Source organism: Mycobacterium sp. URHB0021, from assembly GCF_054057895.1.
The window spans coordinates 5,908,730-5,926,473 of the sequence record NZ_JBSRZT010000002.1 but is presented as its reverse complement, the minus strand read 5'-3'; the positions used below and the strand labels follow the sequence as shown (position 1 = coordinate 5,926,473).

General features: G+C 65.8%; 13 protein-coding genes and 1 pseudogene. 8 read left to right on the top strand and 6 right to left on the bottom strand.

All coding sequences use genetic code 11. The features are described from left to right. Positions 1-23: 23 nt before the first annotated feature. Positions 24-1,292 (bottom strand): MFS transporter, encoded by a 1,269-nt coding sequence (locus ACVWWN_RS31635; RefSeq protein ID WP_457149353.1) that lies wholly within the window; start codon positions 1,290-1,292, stop codon positions 24-26. A 218-nt stretch (positions 1,293-1,510) separates the two neighbouring features. Between ACVWWN_RS31635 and ACVWWN_RS31630 the strand changes: the two genes are divergently transcribed. The 4 genes from ACVWWN_RS31630 to ACVWWN_RS31615 all read left to right on the top strand — a co-directional run bounded on the left by ACVWWN_RS31630 (position 1,511) and on the right by ACVWWN_RS31615 (position 6,088). Beyond that, complete coding sequence (locus ACVWWN_RS31630) at positions 1,511-3,199, top strand: ATP-binding protein (protein WP_457147373.1); 1,689 nt, start codon at positions 1,511-1,513, stop codon at positions 3,197-3,199. Next, positions 3,181-3,861 carry a response regulator gene (locus ACVWWN_RS31625; RefSeq protein ID WP_457147372.1) on the top strand — a complete coding sequence of 227 codons (681 nt, stop codon included), beginning with the start codon at positions 3,181-3,183 and terminating at the stop codon, positions 3,859-3,861. The genes ACVWWN_RS31630 and ACVWWN_RS31625 overlap by 19 nt, the downstream gene beginning before the upstream one ends. Before the next feature lies 1 nt (position 3,862). After that, entirely contained in the window at positions 3,863-4,615 is a 753-nt protein-coding gene (locus tag ACVWWN_RS31620) for an alpha/beta hydrolase family protein (RefSeq protein ID WP_457147371.1), read from the top strand. A 102-nt stretch (positions 4,616-4,717) separates the two neighbouring features. Next, a complete protein-coding gene (locus ACVWWN_RS31615; protein ID WP_457147370.1) occupies positions 4,718-6,088 on the top strand; it encodes a sulfatase family protein in 1,371 nt (456 codons plus the stop codon). 42 nt (positions 6,089-6,130) lie between these two features. Here ACVWWN_RS31615 and ACVWWN_RS31610 read toward each other — a convergent pair whose 3' ends face one another. The 4 genes from ACVWWN_RS31610 to ACVWWN_RS31595 form a co-directional block, all read right to left on the bottom strand. Then, on the bottom strand, positions 6,131-8,473 hold the full coding sequence (locus tag ACVWWN_RS31610; protein ID WP_457147369.1) for an FdhF/YdeP family oxidoreductase: 2,343 nt from the start codon (positions 8,471-8,473) through the stop codon (positions 6,131-6,133). A gap of 212 nt (positions 8,474-8,685) precedes the next feature. Next, a complete protein-coding gene (locus tag ACVWWN_RS31605) occupies positions 8,686-10,110 on the bottom strand; it encodes an NAD(P)(+) transhydrogenase (Re/Si-specific) subunit beta (RefSeq protein ID WP_457147368.1) in 1,425 nt (474 codons plus the stop codon). After that, entirely contained in the window at positions 10,107-10,469 is a 363-nt protein-coding gene (locus tag ACVWWN_RS31600; RefSeq protein ID WP_457147367.1) for an NAD(P) transhydrogenase subunit alpha, read from the bottom strand. Before ACVWWN_RS31600 ends, ACVWWN_RS31605 begins: the two co-directional genes overlap by 4 nt. Next, complete coding sequence (locus ACVWWN_RS31595; protein ID WP_457147366.1) at positions 10,470-11,564, bottom strand: Re/Si-specific NAD(P)(+) transhydrogenase subunit alpha; 1,095 nt, start codon at positions 11,562-11,564, stop codon at positions 10,470-10,472. 226 nt (positions 11,565-11,790) lie between these two features. On the opposite strand from ACVWWN_RS31595, the gene ACVWWN_RS31590 reads away from it, so the two are divergent. Both ACVWWN_RS31590 and pyk read left to right on the top strand, forming a co-directional pair. Further along, on the top strand, positions 11,791-12,816 hold the full coding sequence (locus ACVWWN_RS31590; RefSeq protein ID WP_457147365.1) for a 2-dehydropantoate 2-reductase: 1,026 nt from the start codon (positions 11,791-11,793) through the stop codon (positions 12,814-12,816). Positions 12,817-12,828: 12 nt separating this feature from the next. Next, complete coding sequence (gene pyk / locus ACVWWN_RS31585) at positions 12,829-14,256, top strand: pyruvate kinase (RefSeq protein WP_457147364.1); 1,428 nt, start codon at positions 12,829-12,831, stop codon at positions 14,254-14,256. Between the two features lie 22 nt (positions 14,257-14,278). Here pyk and ACVWWN_RS31580 read toward each other — a convergent pair whose 3' ends face one another. Next, a complete protein-coding gene (locus tag ACVWWN_RS31580) occupies positions 14,279-14,764 on the bottom strand; it encodes a PAS domain-containing protein (protein WP_457147363.1) in 486 nt (161 codons plus the stop codon). A 104-nt stretch (positions 14,765-14,868) separates the two neighbouring features. On the opposite strand from ACVWWN_RS31580, the gene ACVWWN_RS31575 reads away from it, so the two are divergent. Next, positions 14,869-15,801, top strand: a complete 933-nt coding sequence (locus tag ACVWWN_RS31575; RefSeq protein ID WP_457147362.1) for a LysR family transcriptional regulator — start codon at positions 14,869-14,871, stop codon at positions 15,799-15,801. Between the two features lie 181 nt (positions 15,802-15,982). Further along, positions 15,983-17,717 (top strand): annotated as a pseudogene (gene oxc / locus ACVWWN_RS31570) (oxalyl-CoA decarboxylase). Positions 17,718-17,744: the final 27 nt, after the last annotated feature.

Sequence of the window (17,744 nt, the reverse complement as noted above, 5' to 3'; positions counted from 1 at the left end):
CCGCAGTCTCGATGCGCGGGCGCTCAGCCGCGTCGACGCAATGTGGTGCCCTTGGTTTCCGGCAGCCGCCACGTGCACACCAGGCTGGTGAGCACCATCAGCGCCATCAAGACGCCGAGAGCCAGGGTGCCCCGGGCCGCCATCAGCGGCGCGGCGACCAATGGTGGGACGGCGCCGCCGAGCAAACCCGCCAGATTGAGGGCGAGACCGGCGCCGCTGTAGCGGTACTGGGTGGCGAAGATCTCCGGGATGAACGACGCCATCGGGCCGTACGACATCCCCGCAACCGCATAGGTGCCGGCGATCGCCACCGCGAACAGCGCCGGCCGGCCCGTATCGAGCAACGGGATCACGGCGAAGGACCATGGCACGCCGGCGGCGAACCCCGTCATGATGATCCGCCGGCGTCCGAAGATGTCGGACAGGACGGCCGACAATGCCGTGAACAGTAGCGCCACCACACCGCCCATGACGCCGACGGACAAGATCGTCTGCGGCGAATATCCCAGATGGGTATGGGCGTAACTGGTCAGGTAGGTGTTGGCCATGAAGCCCAAAGTGAAGAAGCCGACCATACCGCCTGCGGCGAGAAGCACCTCGCGCCGCTGAGAGCCCAGCAGCGCGGAAACCGGCGAAGCGGGGGTGGTGGCACGCGCTTTCTGCTCGGCGAACACGGGCGTCTCGGCGACGCTGCGCCGCACGTACAGGGCGATGATGATCAACACCGCACTGAACAGGAACGGCAACCGCCAGCCCCAATCCATGAAGACCGGGCTGGCTTCCCCGATCGTCGAGTTGACGACGAGGAAGAGCAGGCTGCTCATCACCAGCCCGCTACCCACACCCATTTGGGTGAACATGCCGTAGCGGCCGCGGGCCTCCGCCGGTGCATATTCGGCGGCCAGGAGCGCGGATCCGGCCCATTCGCCGCCGACGGCGAAGCCCTGCACCAGACGCAATGCGAGCAGAATCAACGGCGCGGCGAGCCCGATGGTGACCGCACCGGGTACCAGGCCCACCGCCAGGGTCGACAGGCCCATGATCGACAGGGTCGCAATGAGGGTTGTCTTGCGGCCCAGACGGTCACCGAAGTGCCCGAAGAAGGCGGCGCCCACCGGACGCGAGAAGAAGGCGGCCGCGAAGGTGGCCATGGATGCGACGGTGGCCATGCTGGTGCCCAGATGCGGAAAGAACACCTTCGGAAACACCAGCGCGGCGGCGGTGCCGTAGATGTAGAAGTCGTAGTACTCGATGGCCGACCCGACATAGCTGGCCAGGGCCACCCGCTTCATCGACGTGGGTGGCGCGTCTTGGATATCGGACCGCACATGCGCGTCCGAGTTGCGATGCGTCTTGCTCAGTGGCCTGGTCATCTTCGCTCCTCATGGCGGGTTGCCGACCAAAGCTATGCGTGTGGGGCAGTGGTTCCTCGCTTGTGCGCACTAGGGGTGGAAGTCTGCGATTTCGACGTTTTGCGCATTCTGCTCAGCAACCCTCGTACGCTTGGCGCATGGCATGGAAGGCCCGCGTCGATGTGCGGCTCGCCACCCAGGTGCTGCTGCTGCAAATCGCGGTGGTGGCGCTCACGCTCGGGCTCGCAGGGGGGTTGCTTGCCTTCCTCAGTCATCAGCGGATCGCCGCCGAAGTCGGTACCCGCGCATTGGACATCGCCCAGGTGGTGGCCGCGGCACCCGCGGTCCGTGCCGATGTCGCGCGCTATGACGCTGCCCCCTTGACGCCAAGTGCCGCGCTGACGAATGAATTGGCTGCCGGCCAGTTGCAGTACATCGCCTCGGAGGTCCAGAAGAGCACCGACGTGTTGTTCGTGGTGATCACCAACAACCAGGGCATCAGGCTGGCTCACCCAGACCGGTCGGCACTGGGCCGGCACGTCAGCACCGATCCCGCCGAGGCGTTGGCGGGACACGCGGTGGTGCTGCGCCAGTCCGGCACCCTCGGACCGTCGGTGCGCGCGAAGGTGCCTGTGTTCCAGCTCGATTCGAACCGCGTGATCGGCGAGATCAGCGTCGGTGTCTCGACGTCGGCCGTGCACCGGCAACTCTGGACGGATGTGCGAACGGCGGCCGTGCTCGTGGGGTTGGCGCTGCTGATCGGCATCGTCGGCTCAATGCTGCTGGCTCGGCGGTGGCGGGCGCTCACCCTCGGACTGCAGCCGGCCGAACTGGCCGAAATGGTGCGCGGCCAGGCCGCCGTATTGCACGGCATCGGTGAAGGCGTGCTGGCCGCCGACACATCCTGGCGGACAACGTTTGTCAACGACGAGGCGTGCCGTCTTCTGGAGATCGGCACCGAGCCGGGTCGGCCGGTCGGGGAGGTCGGATTGACGCCGCGGGTGCTCGAGGTTTTCAAGTCCGCGGAATCGTCACCCACCATCGCCACCGTCGGCGACCGGATCGTGGTGGTATCGGCACGGCGGGTGTCCCGCGACGGACGCGACCTGGGGACGGTGCTCGTGGTGCGCGACCGCACCGATGTCGAGTCACTGACGCGCCAACTCGACGCCGTCCAGTTGATGAGCACAGCACTGCGCGCTCAGCGCCACGAGTTCGCCAATCGGTTGCACCTGCTGAATGGACTGCTGCACAGCGGTCACGTCGAGGAGGCCGCCAAGTACCTGGAGGAGCTGCTCGGTTCGGGTCCGCTGGGGTCGGCGCTTCCGGGGATCGAGACCGTTCAGGATGCCTTCTTGCAGGCCTTCCTGGCAGCGAAGGCCGCTTCTGCCCGCGAAGCGGGAGTGACGCTGATCATCGGCGAGAACACCTGGGTGTCGGGCCGGCTGGCGCTGCCCGTCGACGTCACCACGGTATTGGGCAACCTGCTCGACAACGCAATCGATGCGGCGCGTACCGGCCACCACGACACCAAGGTCGTGGAAGTCGAACTGCTGGAGGACGGCTCGACGTTGCACATCACGGTGGCCGACAGCGGAGACGGGGTCAAGCCCGACTTCGTCGAGCACGTGTTCACCGAAGGCAAGTCGACGAAGCCGCAATCCGCGATTCCCGGTGGCCGGGGAATCGGAATGGCATTGTCGCGACAGATCAGCCGCGCGCTCGATGGGGACGTCTGGTTGTCCAGTCCGGGTGACCCGACCGCCGAGCTGTGCGGCGCAGAGTTCATCGCCCGGTTGCCGGGCGTGATGGTCGAGGAGGAAGCGCAATGGGCGGCACAGAACTGACGGTGCTGGTGGTCGACGACGACTTCCGGGTCGCGAACATGCACGCCGGCATCGTCAACGCGCTGCCGGGCTTCTCGGTGACGGCCACGGTGAACACCCTCGCCGGCGCGCGCAAGGCTGACGTCGTCGACCTTGCGCTGGTCGACGTCTATCTGCCCGACGGGTCGGGTGTCGACTTCATCCGTGAGCTGCGTTGTGACGCAATGGCTCTGAGCGCGGCCACGGAGGCCGACACCATCCGCGCCGCCATGGCGGCGGGGGCGTTGAGCTACCTGGTCAAACCCTTCGCGCCCGCCGAGCTCGCGGCCAGGCTGGCGGGCTACGGCCGCTACCGCCGCATTCTGGCGGGTCCCAATCTCGGCCCGAACGACGTGGACACCGCCCTGGATGCGCTCCGTCCCCGCGTGGCGGTCCAGCAGCCGTCGACGGCCGCCACGTCGCCCACCAAACAGCTTGTGCTGGAGGCTCTTCAGATGTCCGGAGAGCCGATGTCGGCCGCCGAGGTCTCTGCCGCGATCGGCGTTTCCAGGGCGACGGCTCAGCGCTACCTGGCCACCTTGGCCACCACCGGCAAGGTCAAGATCCAGCTCCGCTACGGCAGCACCGGGCGCCCCGAACAGGAGTTCGTGGCCACCGCCAATCGGTCACCCACAGCGAGATAGCGTGGCCGAGCGCGTCAGCTTCCGCAGCAGCACGGGCCCGAGCCTGGCGGGCCTGATCGATCCCCCGGAGCACGAGGTCCGTGGCTGGGGCGTCTTCGCGCACGGATTCACGCTCGGCAAGGACAGCCCGGCCGCGAGCCGGATCTGCAAGCAGCTCGCCGCCGACGGCATCGGCATGCTGCGCTTCGACAATCTCGGCCTCGGTGACTCCGAGGGGGACTGGGGTGACGGATCGTTCTCCCACAAGGTCGACGACACCGTGCGCGCGGTGCAGTTCATGAACGACTCGGGCCACGAGGTGCGGTTGCTCGTAGGGCATTCCTTCGGCGGCGCCGCCGTCATCGCCGCCGCCCACGACTGCCCGACCGTGGCTGCCGTCGCCAGCATCGGCGCCCCGTTCCAGCCCGCTCACGTCGAGCACAACTACGACGCCCTCGTCCATCGCATCGAGGCCGAAGGAGAGGCTCCATTCCTGATCGGCGGAAAGGGGCTGACCCTCAAGCGGCACTTCATCGACGACGTCCGCGCCGCCGATCTCCGTGAGCGGATTCGCACCCTGCGTCGAGCGCTGCTCGTCATGCATTCGCCGACCGACAACACCGTCGGCATCGCCAACGCCAGCGACATCTTCCGTGCCGCCCGGCACCCGCGTAGCTTCGTCTCGCTCGAAGGCGCCGACCATCTCCTCACCGGTAAGAACCAGGCGGCGCGGGCGGCCCGGATCATCGCTGCCTGGACGGACCCGTATCTGTGACGGACTTTCGGGCGGTAAACAGATCGGTCTGAACGCTGGACAGCGGTGCCTGCATCCGTCAGACTGAGTGCATACAGTATGCAATCAGCATGAGGAGGGGCCATGCCCAATCTGCGACGCGACAACGTGCTGATTGTTCAGTGCCACGACCTGGGGCGGTTCCTGGGCGCATACGGGCGTGATGGCGTGCGTAGTCCGCGGCTCGACGCGATGGCCGCCGAAGGAATCCTCCTCACCCGGGCGCATGCCACGGCGCCGCTCTGCTCACCGGCGCTGGGGTCGATGTTCAGCGGGCGCTACCCGCACAGCCACGGATTGATCCGGCCGGTTCACCAAGGCTGGGAGTACCGGTCGGGGGTCCGCACCTTGCCCAAGATCATGTCCGGCGCGGGTTGGTACTCGGCGCTTTTCGGTATGCAGCACGAAACGGCCCTTCCGTCCCGGCTGGGCTATCACGAGTACGACGTGACCAACGCGTATTGCGAATACGTCGTCGAGCACGCCGGGGACTGGCTGCGTCAGCGGGCGGCCGACGTCGAGCCATTCCTACTGACGGCGGGATTCTTCGAAACGCATCGACCCTATCCCCGGGAACGGTACAAGCCCGCCGAGTTCGACGACGTGACGTTGCCCGTCTGCTGGTCCGACAGCGACGAACTTCGCCGCGAGTTCGCGGAGTTCTACGGTGCGATCACGATCGCCGACGCGGCCGTGGGTCAGCTGCTCGACGTTCTCGCCGACACCGGACTGGACGCCAACACGTGGGTGGTGTTCCTGACCGATCACGGGCCGGCGTTTCCCGGTGCGATGTCCACCCTCTATGACGCTGGTACCGGGATCGCCCTCATCGTGCGGCCACCGCGAGGCTCCGGTGTGACTCCGAGGGTCTACGACGAGCTGTTCAGCGGGGTGGATCTGCTACCGACACTGCTCGGCCTGGTCGGTATCGACGAGCCCGGTAACATCGACGGAAAGTCCCACGCGCACAACCTGTTGACGTCGAGCCTCGAAATATCGCCGGTCAGAGGCGAGATCTTCAGTTCCAAGTCCTATCTCGATTCGTTCGACAGAGCCCGCGCGATCCGAACCAAGGACTACAGCTACCTCGAGACCTACCACCATCGGCCCTCGCCGGCGGTGTCGTTGGAGTTCCAGACCGGATCGTCGGTGCGCGTGATGGCGCCGCAAGTCGGCGTACCACAGCCCGACCGCGAACTCTACGATCTCGTCCGTGACCCGGGTGAAACCCGCAATCTTCTCGCCACGCCGACCGACGGTGCTGGGGCAGTGGCGAATCAGTTGGAAGCCGCACTGTGCGGCTGGCGACAGAACGCCGGTGACGTCGTCCCGTCAGAGCAGGCCGAATCACCGATTGCCGAACACTACGCCGGCATGTATTGGCAGATGCACAACTCGGGACAGGGCAGCGGCCGGACAACTGCGCTGCGCAGCAGACGACTCGCGCGTCGATAGTCGCCGACGGTCTCAGGTCGACGACACGCGCCGCTGACCCCCTCAGCGGCTGTCGACCAGCGAGACGCGTTCGTCGTCGGCATCCGACATCGACGGCCGTTCGACTGCCGGCTCGAACCGGACGAACACGCCCTTGGACGTGGGCGTGTTACTGATCTCGGCAACGCTGTCCAGCGGCACCAGCACATTGGTCTCCGGGTAGTACGACGCGGCCGAACCCCGTGCGGCGGGATACGCGATCACCCGGAAGTCCGCTGCGCGGCGCTCGATGCCGTCCTCCCAGGTGCTGACCAGGTCGACGAGTTGCTGATTGACCAGGCCCAGCTCCTCCATGTCGGCGGGATTGACCAACACGATCCGCCGTGCGTTCTTGATCCCGCGATAGCGGTCGTTGGGCGCGTAGGGGATGGTGTTCCACTGGTCATGCGACCGCATGGTCTGGAGCACGAGATGCCCGGCGGGTACTTGGATCCGGTTGAAGGTGTTGCAGGTGAACACCGCCTTGCCCGACGGCGTGTTGAAGCGGTACTCGTTGACCGCGTTGGGCAGCCGGAAGCCGCCCGGCTTGCGGATCCGTTCGTTGAGGTCCTCGAAATCAGGCACCACCCGCGAAATCGCCTCGCGGATCACGTCGTAGTCGGACTCGAACTCGTCCCAGGCGATGGCCGCAGTGTCGCGGAGGACCCGGCGCGCGAGCCCACAGATGATCGCGACCTCGCTGCGCAGATGTTCAGAAGCAGGGGTGAGCCGGCCGTGGGACTGGTGCACGATGCTCATCGAGTCTTCGACCGTGACGAACTGCTCACCACCGGCCTGAACGTCACGGTCGGTGCGGCCCAGTGTGGGCAGAATGAGGGCGATCTCACCGCACACCGTATGTGAGCGGTTGAGCTTCGTGGAGATATGTGCCGTCAGGCGGCAGTTGCGCATGGCGCGCTCGGTGAGATCGCTGTCGGGTGTCGCGCGCACGAAATTGCCTGCAAAACCGATGAACAACTTCGCCCGCCCGTCACGCATGGCGCGAATCGAGTCAACCGCGTCCAGCCCATGTGCCCGCGGGGGAGTGAAGCCGAATTCCCGCTCCAGCGCGTCGAGGAACGATTGCGGCATCTTCTCCCAGATGCCCATCGTCCGATCGCCCTGGACGTTGCTGTGCCCACGGACCGGGCACACGCCGGTGCCCGGACGGCCCAAATTACCCTGCAGCATCAGGAAGTTCACGATCTCGCGGACGGTGGCCACGCCGTACTTCTGCTGGGTGACGCCCATCGCCCAGCAGACGACGATCTTCTTGCTTGCCAGCACGCGGTCGACGACATTCTCGATGTCGCCCCGCGAAAGTCCGGTGGCCTCGAGGACATCCGGCCACGAGACGCCCCGCGTGTGGTCGACGAACTCCGCGAAGCCGGTGGTGTGGGTGTCGATGAACTCGAGGTCCAGCACGCTGCCGGGGTTGGCGTCCTCGGCTTCGAGCAGCCGGGCATTGATCGCTTGAAACAGCGCCAGGTCCCCACACGGCTTGATGTGCAGGAACTGGTCGGCGATTGTTGTTCCCCTGCCCAGAATTCCACTGACCTTCTGTGGATTCTTGAACCGGATCAGTCCCGACTCGGGCAGCGGGTTGACGGCGATGACGTACCCGCCGTTGCGTTTGGTCTCCTCCAGAGCCGACAGCATGCGGGGCATGTTGCTTCCGGGATTGATCCCGACGGCAAACACGAGATCCGCCTCGTGCAAGTCGTCGAGACTGACACTGCCCTTGCCGACGCCGAGGGTCTCGTTCAACCCGGAACCGCTGGATTCGTGACACATATTGCTGCAGTCGGGAAGGTTGTTGGTGCCGAAGGCCCGGACGAGCAGCTGCAGCAGGAACGCCGCTTCGTTGCTGAGGCGTCCCGAGGTGTAGAACAGTGCCTCGTCCGGCGAATCGAGACCGTGCATTTCGGAAGCGAGCAGGTCGAGCGCATCGTCCCAGGTGATCGGTTCGTAGTGGTCGGAGGCGGGCCGTTTGACCATCGGTTCGGTCAACCGGCCCTGCTCGTTGAGCCACATGTCCGACTTGCCCGCCAGCTCGGAGACAGAGTGCTCGCGGAAGAATTCGCGCGTGACCCGACGGGTGGTCGCCTCGTCGTTGATGTGCTTGGCGCCGTTCTCGCAATACTCGTTGGCGTGACGCTTGCCTGCCTCAGGCTCGGGCCAGGCGCAGCCCGGGCAGTCGATCCCGTTCGCCTGGTTGATGTTCAGCAGATTGATCGCGGTTCGCCGAAGCGAGGTCTGCTCGAGTGAGTACTCCAGCGCGTGCACCACCGCCGGGATCCCGGCTGCCGACTTTCTCGGCGGCTTGACTTTGGGATTCTCAACGCCGGTGGTGTCACTTGCAGTCATTGGTCGCGGACTGTCCTATTCGAATGAGCGGGGCCGAATGTTGGCTAACACCCGAATATTTCGGTGCTAGTGCGTTCGCCCATCATAGTCACTCGTCCGTGTACAGGCGTCAAAGACCCCTCGCTTACCGGTCGATAGCCGAGACCTATCAGCCCTCTGCTCGAGCTCAGTTGCTCGGCAGAGGGCTGATAGGGTACGTCGGCGCCGGCCGGTCAGAGCACCTTGAGTTCCTCGGCAACCTGTGAGACGGACTTCTTGGCGTCGCCGAACAGCATTGTGGTGCCGGCGGCGTAGAACAAGGGGTTCTCGATGCCGGCAAAGCCGGAGTTCATCGAGCGCTTGAGCACGATCACCGACTTGGACTGGTCCACGTTGAGGATCGGCATGCCGTGGATCGGTGAGCTGGGGTCGTTGCGCGCCGCGGGGTTGGTGACATCGTTGGCGCCGATGACGATCGTGACGTCGGTGCGGGAGAAGTCGTCGTTGATGTCGTCCATCTCTTTCATGGCGTCGTACTCGACGTCGGCCTCGGCCAGCAGCACGTTCATGTGCCCGGGCATCCGGCCGGCCACCGGGTGAATCGCGTACTTCACCGGCACCCCACGCTGTTCGAGCATGCTCGCCAAGTCCTTCACGGCGTGCTGAGCCTGCGCCACCGCCAGCCCGTAGCCGGGCACCACGATGACCTGGTTGGCGTAGGCCATCTGAATCGCGGCGTCGGCCGCCGAGGTCGCCCTGACCACCTTGTCGCCATCGTCATCGCTCGATGCGGCCGTACCGCCGCCGCCGAAGCCGCCGGCCACGATCGCGGGAATGGAGCGGTTCATCGCCTTGGCCATCAGGTTGGTCAGGATCGAACCTGAGGCGCCGACGATCATGCCTGCCACGATCATCGCGGTGTTGTTGAGCGCCAATCCGGCTGCTGCCGCCGACAATCCGGTCAGCGCGTTGAGCAGGGAGATCACCACCGGCATGTCGGCGCCACCGATGGGCAGCACCACCATCAAGCCCAGGATCGCCGCGGCGGCCAGCAGGCCGATCATCCACCACAGCGACGCACCGCCGCTGCCGGGATGGGCGGCCAGGCCGATCACGATGGCGCTGGCGACGGCGAGCACCAGCAGCAGCAGGTTCAGCGGCTGCTGGGCCTTGCCGACTCCGATGGGCTTGCCGGGCAGGATCTCCTGCAGCTTGCCGAAGGCGATGATCGAGCCCCAGAACGAGATCGATCCGATGACCGCGGCGAACAGCGAGGCGACCACGATGTGCACCGTGGGTGTCTCGCCGTGCTGGAACGCCGAGAATCCCTTGGTGTCAATGAATTCCGACAGCGCGATGAGCGCGACCGTGCCGCCGCCGACGCCGTTGAACAGCGCCACCAGCTGCGGCATCGCCGTCATCTTCGTCATCCGCGCAGGCGGGACACCCAGCACCACGCCGAGCAGCAGGCCGGCGATGATCAGGCCCCAGTTCTCGGTGTGCCGGATATAGACCAGCGTGGCGATCACCGCCAGGGCCATACCTGCGGCGGCGATCCAGTTGCCACGCACCGCGGTTCGCGGGCCGGTCAAACCCATCAGACCGTAGATGAACATCGCAAAAGCGATGATGTACAACACCGTAACGAGATAGTTCATCGCGCGTGCCCATTCGTCACCGCGGCAGCGGCCGCGAGCTCAGCCGAGGCCTTGTCGGCGTTCGGCACCTTCTTCTTGCCCTTGAACATGCCCAGCATCCGGTCGGTGACCACGAAGCCGCCGACGACGTTGAGCGTGCCGAAGACCAACGCCACGAACAGGATGATCTGGATCGCCAGCGATGGATGCTCGACCTTGCCCAGCACGAGCAGCGCACCGAGCACGACGACGCCGTGAATGGCGTTGGTGCCCGACATCAGCGGTGTGTGCAAGGTGTTGGGCACCTTCGAGATGACAGCGAACCCGACGAACCCGGACAACACCAGGATCGCCAAGTTGGCCAACAGCTGGTCATACATCTACGCGTCTCCCTCGAGATTGCGCGTCACGCAGGACGCGGCGATCACTTCGTCGGCGAAATCCGGTGCGACCACGCCGTCTTTGACGATCAGATCGAGCAGGGCGGTGATGTTCTTGGAGTACAGCTCGCTGGCGTGCTCGGGCATGGTGGCCGGCAGGTTCAGCGGCGACGCGATCGTCACCCCGTGCTTGATCACGGTCTGACCAGGCTCGGTCAGCTCGCAGTTGCCGCCGGTCTCACCGGCCAAGTCCACCACGACGCTGCCTGCCGTCATCCCCTCGACCGCTGCGGCGGTCACCAACCGGGGCGCCGGACGTCCCGGCACCAATGCGGTGGTGATCACCACGTCGAACTTGGTGATCGCATCCTCCAGCGCCTGCTGCTGCTGGGCGCGCTCCTCGTCGGTGAGTTCGCGGGCGTAACCGCCGCCACCAGCGGCGGCAATGGCACTGCCGCCGAGGTTCAGCCACTGTGCACCGACCGAGCGGACCTGGTCGGCCACCTCCGGACGTACGTCATAACCGGTGGTCTTGGCGCCGAGCCGTTTGGCGGTGGCCAGTGCCTGCAGGCCGGCCACGCCGACACCGAGGACCAGCACACTGGCCGGCTTGACCGTGCCCGCCGCGGTCGTCAGCATCGGGAAGAACCGCGTGGCCACCGACGCCGCAAGTAGCACCGCCTTGTAGCCGGAGACATTGGCCTGCGAGGACAACGCGTCCATGGTCTGCGCGCGCGAGATCCGCGGCACGGCCTCCAGTGCGAAACCGGTGACCCCGGCCAAGCGCAATCCATCGGCGACCTCGGGATGGGTTCGAGGCGCCAGGAATCCGATGATCATCGATTCCGGTTTCAACAGGCCGATCTCATCGGCGGTCGGCGGGTTCACCTTCACCACGACGTCGGCCGGCCAGGGATCGCCGATGGTGGCGCCCGCCTGAACGTATTGTTCGTCGGGCATCAACGCCCCGGCCCCGGCCCCGGTCTCGACCACGACCGTGAAGCCTGAGGCGTGTAGTCGCTCGACAACCTTGGGGACCAGTGCGACACGGCGTTCGCCTGTCGCCGACTCTCGCGGCACTCCGATCAGCGTCATAGTCCTCTTCCTGGCTGTGGCCGGGCAGAACGCCTTAGGCGGTTGGGATTGGGATGGGGATTGGTATCCGGTCAGTCACGCCTCCACGGCAGCATTGGCCGTGAGACCATTGCCACACTAAGGCAGATCGCATACTGTATGCAACAGTCTCATCCCGGCCGACCGCGTTGAACCAGGCCACGCTGCAACGCCAGTACATACAGTATTCAGACCTCGAGGAGCGCTCGTGAAAATCGCAGTCGTCGGTGCCGGAGCCATCGGCGCCTACTGGGGTGCCGCACTGCACCGCGGTGGTGCCGAAGTCCATTTGATCGCTCGCAACGACCACCTGCGGGCGATGCGCGAGAACGGTGTGCGGGTGCTCAGTCCGCGCGGCGACTTCGTGGCCTATCCCAATGCCACCGACAATCCCGCCGAGATCGGGCCTGTCGATTACGTTTTCATCGGCCTGAAGGCGCACAGCTATCCGTCCAGCGCGGCCTTGATTGAACCGCTGCTGGGCGAGCACACGGCGGTGCTGCCCGCGCAGAACGGGATCCCGTGGTGGTACTTCCACGAACTGCCCGGTCCCTACCGCGGGCGCCGGATCGAGGCGGTGGATCCCGGAGGTGCCACGAGCGCCGTGCTGTCACCGCAGCGGGCCATCGGTTGCGTGGTCTATCCCGCCACCACAATCGAGGCACCGGGAGTGATCCGGCATCTCGAGGGCACCCGCTTCTCCATCGGCGAGCCGTCGGGGGAGATCTCCGAACGTTGTAAAGCTTTGAGCGAAGCCATGATTGCGGGCGGTTTGAAGGCTCCGGTCGAGGCCGACCTGCGTCGCGACATCTGGATCAAGCTGATGGGCAACGTGGCGTTCAACCCGATCAGCGCCCTCACCAGGGCCACGATGGTCGAGATCTGCCAGAACCCACACACGCGCCAGATCGTCATCCAGCTGATGGAGGAGACGCTCGATATCGCCACGCGCGTGGGCAGCGCTCCCGACATCTCGATCGAAAAGCGGTTGCGGGGGGCCGAGAACGTTGGACACCACAAGACGTCCATGCTCCAAGACCTGGAAGCAGGCAAGCAGCTCGAACTCGATGCCATCGTCACCGCGGTGGTGGAGCTTGCCGATCTGACCGGCGCAGCGGCTCCCACGCTACGCACCGTCCATGCCGCCACCGACCTCCTCGCACGCACGTCGGTGCCCGGGGCACGGAACGGCGCCACCCCCTCGGAGAGGGAAACTCAGCCCGCTCTGGGCTGAGAGAGGAACATCGTGAATCGACGCGCAAAGATTGTCTGCACGCTTGGACCCGCCACCGCGACTGCACCGCAGCTGGCCGAACTCATCGACGCCGGAATGGACGTGGCCCGGCTCAACTTCAGTCACGGTACACACGACCAGCATTCGGCCGTGTACGACGCGGTGCGTCAGATCGCCGCCGAACGCGGCCGAGCGGTCGGTGTGCTCGCCGACCTGCAGGGCCCGAAGATCAGGCTGGGCCGGTTCGCCTCCGGACCGGTGGTGTGGGCGGAGGGCGAGCACATCACGATCACCACGGCGGCGTACCCGGGCGATCATGACAAGGTCTCGACGACATACGGCGGACTGGCATCCGACGTGCGAGCGGACGATCGGCTGCTGGTCAACGACGGCAAGATCGAACTACGGGTGCTCGACGTGGATGGCGACGATGTGCGCTGCGTGGTCGTGCACGGGGGACCGGTCAGCGACAACAAGGGCATCTCGCTGCCTGGTGTTGCGGTCAGCGTTCCGCCGTTGTCCGAGAAGGACATCGAAGATCTGAAGTTCGCCCTCGAACTTGGTGTCGACATGGTCGCGATGTCCTTCGTCCGGGCTCCCGAGGAAGTGAAGCTGGCCCACGCCGTCATGGACGAGGTCGGCAATCGAGTGCCGGTAATGGCGAAATTGGAGAAGCCTGAGGCGGTTTCGGATCTTCCTGCGATCGTCGACGCGTTCGACGGGCTGATGGTGGCCCGTGGTGACCTTGGTGTCGAGATGCCGCTGGAACAGGTTCCGCTGGTGCAGAAGCGGGCGATCAACCTGTGCCTGCAGGCCGCCAAGCCGGTCATCGTGGCGACCCACATGCTCGACTCGATGGTCAGCGACCTGCGGCCGACCAGGGCCGAGGTCTCGGATGTGGCCAACGCGGTTTTCGATGGGTCGGACGCGGTGATGCTGTCCGCCGAGACGAGCGTGGGCGCCTACCCGGCGCACACCGTGGCGACGATGGGACGCATAGTCGCCACGGCAGAAAGCTCACTGCACCAACGGGAAGCGGGCCCGGGGCGGATCGCCCTGGAAGACGAGGACGCGGGGACCAGCGAAGCGGTCGCGGCGGCCGCGTGCGAGCTGGGCAGGCTGATCGGGGCGGTCGCGCTGTGCTGCTTCACCCGCACCGGCAATACGGCGCAGCGTCTGGCGCGCCAGCGTTCTCCGCTTCCGCTGATTGCCTTCGCGCATGACGAATCGGTCCGCGCGCGGCTGGCATTCACCTGGGGTATCGAATCCGCCGTGCTCGCGCCGGCGACCACGGCGGAGACCATGCCGGCCGAAGTCAGCCGGGCGCTGATCGCCATGGGAATCTGCCATCCGGGCAACCTGGTCGTCGTGGTGTCCGGAAGCCGCAGCGGCGTCCCCGGTTACACCGACTCAGTGCGGGTCTTTCGCGTCGAACGGTGAGGGAGCGTGGGGCGAGAACCGGTCAGTCGGATCCTGACCGGTTCTCGAACTCGGCCAGCTTGGCGCGCAATGCGCGCTCGGCGTTACGGCGCTCGGTGACCTCACGCATGATCGCCGAGATCCCGACGATCTGGCCGACGCCGTCGCGCAGTAACGCCACACTGAACTCGATCGAAAGCCGGTGCCCGTCGCGGTGGGTGGCCGGGACGCTCAACAGTGATTCGCCGTAGCGGGTGTGCCCGGTGGCCATCGTCTGGAAGTAGCCCTTCCAGTGCCGGTCCCGCAACTTTTCCGGGATGATCAAATCCAGGTTCTGTCCCATCGCCTCTTCGGCCGGAAAGCCGAAGATGCGGGTGGCGCCGTCGTTCCACAGCCGGATGATGCCGGCCGGATCGGTCACCACGATCGCCTCGCCGGATTCCCTGACGACCGCCGCGGCCAGCCACTCGTCGGTCACCCCGACCATCCGGGAGGCGGTATCGGTCATCGTGCTGGTCCCATCACCCACATCAGACTCCTTCGTCATTCGATCGTTCGCTGGACATCTTCCCAGCCTGCCTCTAGCATATGCAATACCGAATACTGCATACAATTTAGCCGGGAGGACGTTCTGTGCTACTGCGCCAGCTGGAGTACTTCGTGGCAGTGGCTAGGGAACGCCACTTCGCACGCGCTGCGGAGACCTGCTACGTGTCCCAGCCGGCGCTTTCGACGTCCATTGCCAAGCTCGAGCGCGAGCTGAACATCACGCTCATCAACCGGGGCCAGAACTTCGAGGGCCTGACACCGGAGGGCGAGCGCCTCGTCGTCTGGGCCAAACGGGTGCTGGCCGAGCATGACGGGCTCAAGGCCGAGGCGGCCGCGATGCGGTCCGGCATATCCGCGACACTCCGGCTGGGAACGGGTCCCACCGTCTCGACGATGACGGCACTTCCGGTCGCCGCATTCTGCGCGCTGCACCCACTGGCGGGGGTCAAGGTCAGCTCCCGGCTCTCGTCCACGGAGCTCCTCCGTCAATTGCGGGACTTCGAGCTGGACGCCGCGATTGCGCACTTCGGGCCGGACGACCAGTCCGGGCTCGAGGTGATGCCACTTTACAAAGAGCAGTATGTACTGCTGGTGTCGGGCGAGCAGCTCGTCCCGCTGGTCCGCGCGATCACGTGGGCCGAGGCGGCTCAGCTGCCGCTGGCGTTGCTGACGCCGGACATGAGGTTTCGCCAGTTCATCGACAAGGCGTTCGCGAGCAGTGGCTCTGTTGCCACACCGCAAATCGAAACTGACTCGGTCGCCTCGCTTTACGCGCATGTGGCGACGGGCGCATGGGCGAGCGTGGTACCCCACACGTGGTTGCGTGCGATGCCGGTGACCGGTGCGGCGCGGGCGATCCGCCTTGTCGAACCGGACACCACCGCCCAGATCTCGATGGCGATCCATGCCGGGGCACCCGGCTCGGTCGCGGCCAGGGCGTTCCTGAACGTCGCGGCCGCGACACCGTTCAACGACTTCTTCGAACTACCAGGAAAGGACCTCGTCCAAGTCGCGTAACGCGGCCAAGGCATTCGAGGCCACCGGTCGACAAGTCAGTTTTCTCGCCTCGAAGGCCCCGGCAGCCCGTGATAACCGGTGATTATCAGGCGATCGCAGACAGGACTTGGACGCCCGCAGCACCACGCGGGAAGCTCACTGCAACAAGGGAAAAGCGCGAACAGCCAGGAGGACCCACATCATGACCATTGCTTCCCTGCCGGATACGGAGGAAGAGCGTACCGAGGAGCAGGGCGCACTCACCGATGGGATCCATCTGGTTGTGGACGCGCTCAAGCTGAACGACGTGCACACCATCTACGGGGTCGTGGGGATTCCGATCACCGACCTGGCCCGCCTGGCGCAGGCGTCCGGCATCCGCTACATCGGTTTCCGGCACGAAAGCGACGCCGGCCACGCCGCGGCCGCGGCCGGGTTCCTCACCAAGAAGCCCGGCATCTGTCTGACGGTGTCGGCGCCCGGCTTCCTCAACGGGCTTGTGGCGCTGGCGAATGCCACCACGAACTGCTTTCCGATGGTGCAGATCTCCGGTTCCAGCGAGCGGCATCTCGTCGACCTCCAGCGCGGTGACTACGAGGAGATGGATCAGCTGGCAGCCGCCAGGATGTTCGCCAAGGCCGCCTACCGAGTATCAAGGGCCGAGGACGTCGGCCGAGGAATCGCCCGTGCGATCCGAACCGCGGTCTCCGGCCGTCCCGGCGGGGTGTACCTCGACATTCCGGCCGCGGTGCTCGGTGAGGTGCTCGACGCCCAGAAGGGCGCCGCCACGTTATGGCGGGTCGTCAATCCCGCGCCACGTCAGCTACCCGAAACCGAGGCTGTCGATTCGGCGATCGACCTGCTGGCCAACGCGAAACGACCGCTGATCGTGCTCGGCAAGGGCGCCGCCTACGCGCAGGCCGACGAGCAGATCGCCGAGTTTGTCGAGACCACGGGGGCGCCGTACGTGCCGATGTCGATGGCCAAGGGCCTGCTGCCCGACGATCATCCACAGTCGGCGGCCACCGCCCGGTCGCTTGCCCTGAAGAAGGCCGATGTGGTGATGCTCATCGGTGCGCGCCTGAACTGGTTGCTCGGACATGGCGATGCGCCGCAATGGAATCCGGGACGCCAAGTTCATTCAGGTCGACATCGCCGCTGCCGAGATGGACAGCAATCAGCCGATCGCGGCGCCGCTCGTGGGCGACATCCAGTCGGTGATGGAGGCTCTACTGGAGCGCGCCAAGCCCGGTCAGATCACAGTTCAGGCGGAGTGGCGCGAGGAGCTCGCAGCCAAGTCGGAGCAGAACGTCACGAAGATGGCGGGACGCCTGGAGGCGGCATTGACGGCCCACCCGATGAAATTCCTCGGCGCGCTGCAGGCCGTCCGCGATGTGCTGAAGGACAATCCGCAGGTGTACGTCGTCAACGAGGGCGCGAACGCACTCGACCTGGCTCGCAACACCATTGGCATGCAGGTGCCCCGGCACCGGCTGGACAGCGGGACGTGGGGGGTGATGGGCATCGGCATGGGCTACGCGATCGCCGCGGCCGTCGAGACCGGCGACCCGGTCGTCGCGATCGAGGGTGACAGCGCATTCGGTTTCAGTGGCATGGAACTGGAGGCGATCTGCCGGTACAACCTGCCCATCGTCACCGTCATCCTCAACAACAGCGGTGTGTACCGCGGTGATGACGCCTCCACGACGTCCGATCCGGCGCCGACGGCGCTGCGGGCGCGCCACGAGTACATGATCAAGGCGTTCGGCGGCAAGGGATATCAGGCAACGACACCCGACGAGGTCGGCGCGGCGCTGCGGGAGGCCCTGGCCTCGGGTCGGCCTGCGCTCATCGACTGCGTGATCGATCCCTCCGACGGCACGGAGAGCGGCAACATCGCGCACCTCAACCCCAAGGGCATCACTGCCAAGCACTGACCATCCATATCGACACGATCGACAAAC

Excerpts from the sequence above, each read along its gene's own strand:
- ACVWWN_RS31635 (WP_457149353.1), bottom strand. The coding sequence starts at position 1,292 with ATGAAGCGGGTGGCCCTGGCCAGCTATGTCGGGTCGGCCATCGAGTAC.
- ACVWWN_RS31630 (WP_457147373.1), top strand. The coding sequence starts at position 1,511 with ATGGCATGGAAGGCCCGCGTCGATGTGCGGCTCGCCACCCAGGTGCTG.
- ACVWWN_RS31625 (WP_457147372.1), top strand. The coding sequence starts at position 3,181 with ATGGGCGGCACAGAACTGACGGTGCTGGTGGTCGACGACGACTTCCGG.
- ACVWWN_RS31615 (WP_457147370.1), top strand. The coding sequence starts at position 4,718 with ATGCCCAATCTGCGACGCGACAACGTGCTGATTGTTCAGTGCCACGAC.
- ACVWWN_RS31610 (WP_457147369.1), bottom strand. The coding sequence starts at position 8,473 with ATGACTGCAAGTGACACCACCGGCGTTGAGAATCCCAAAGTCAAGCCG.
- ACVWWN_RS31605 (WP_457147368.1), bottom strand. The coding sequence starts at position 10,110 with ATGAACTATCTCGTTACGGTGTTGTACATCATCGCTTTTGCGATGTTC.
- ACVWWN_RS31600 (WP_457147367.1), bottom strand. The coding sequence starts at position 10,469 with ATGTATGACCAGCTGTTGGCCAACTTGGCGATCCTGGTGTTGTCCGGG.
- ACVWWN_RS31595 (WP_457147366.1), bottom strand. The coding sequence starts at position 11,564 with ATGACGCTGATCGGAGTGCCGCGAGAGTCGGCGACAGGCGAACGCCGT.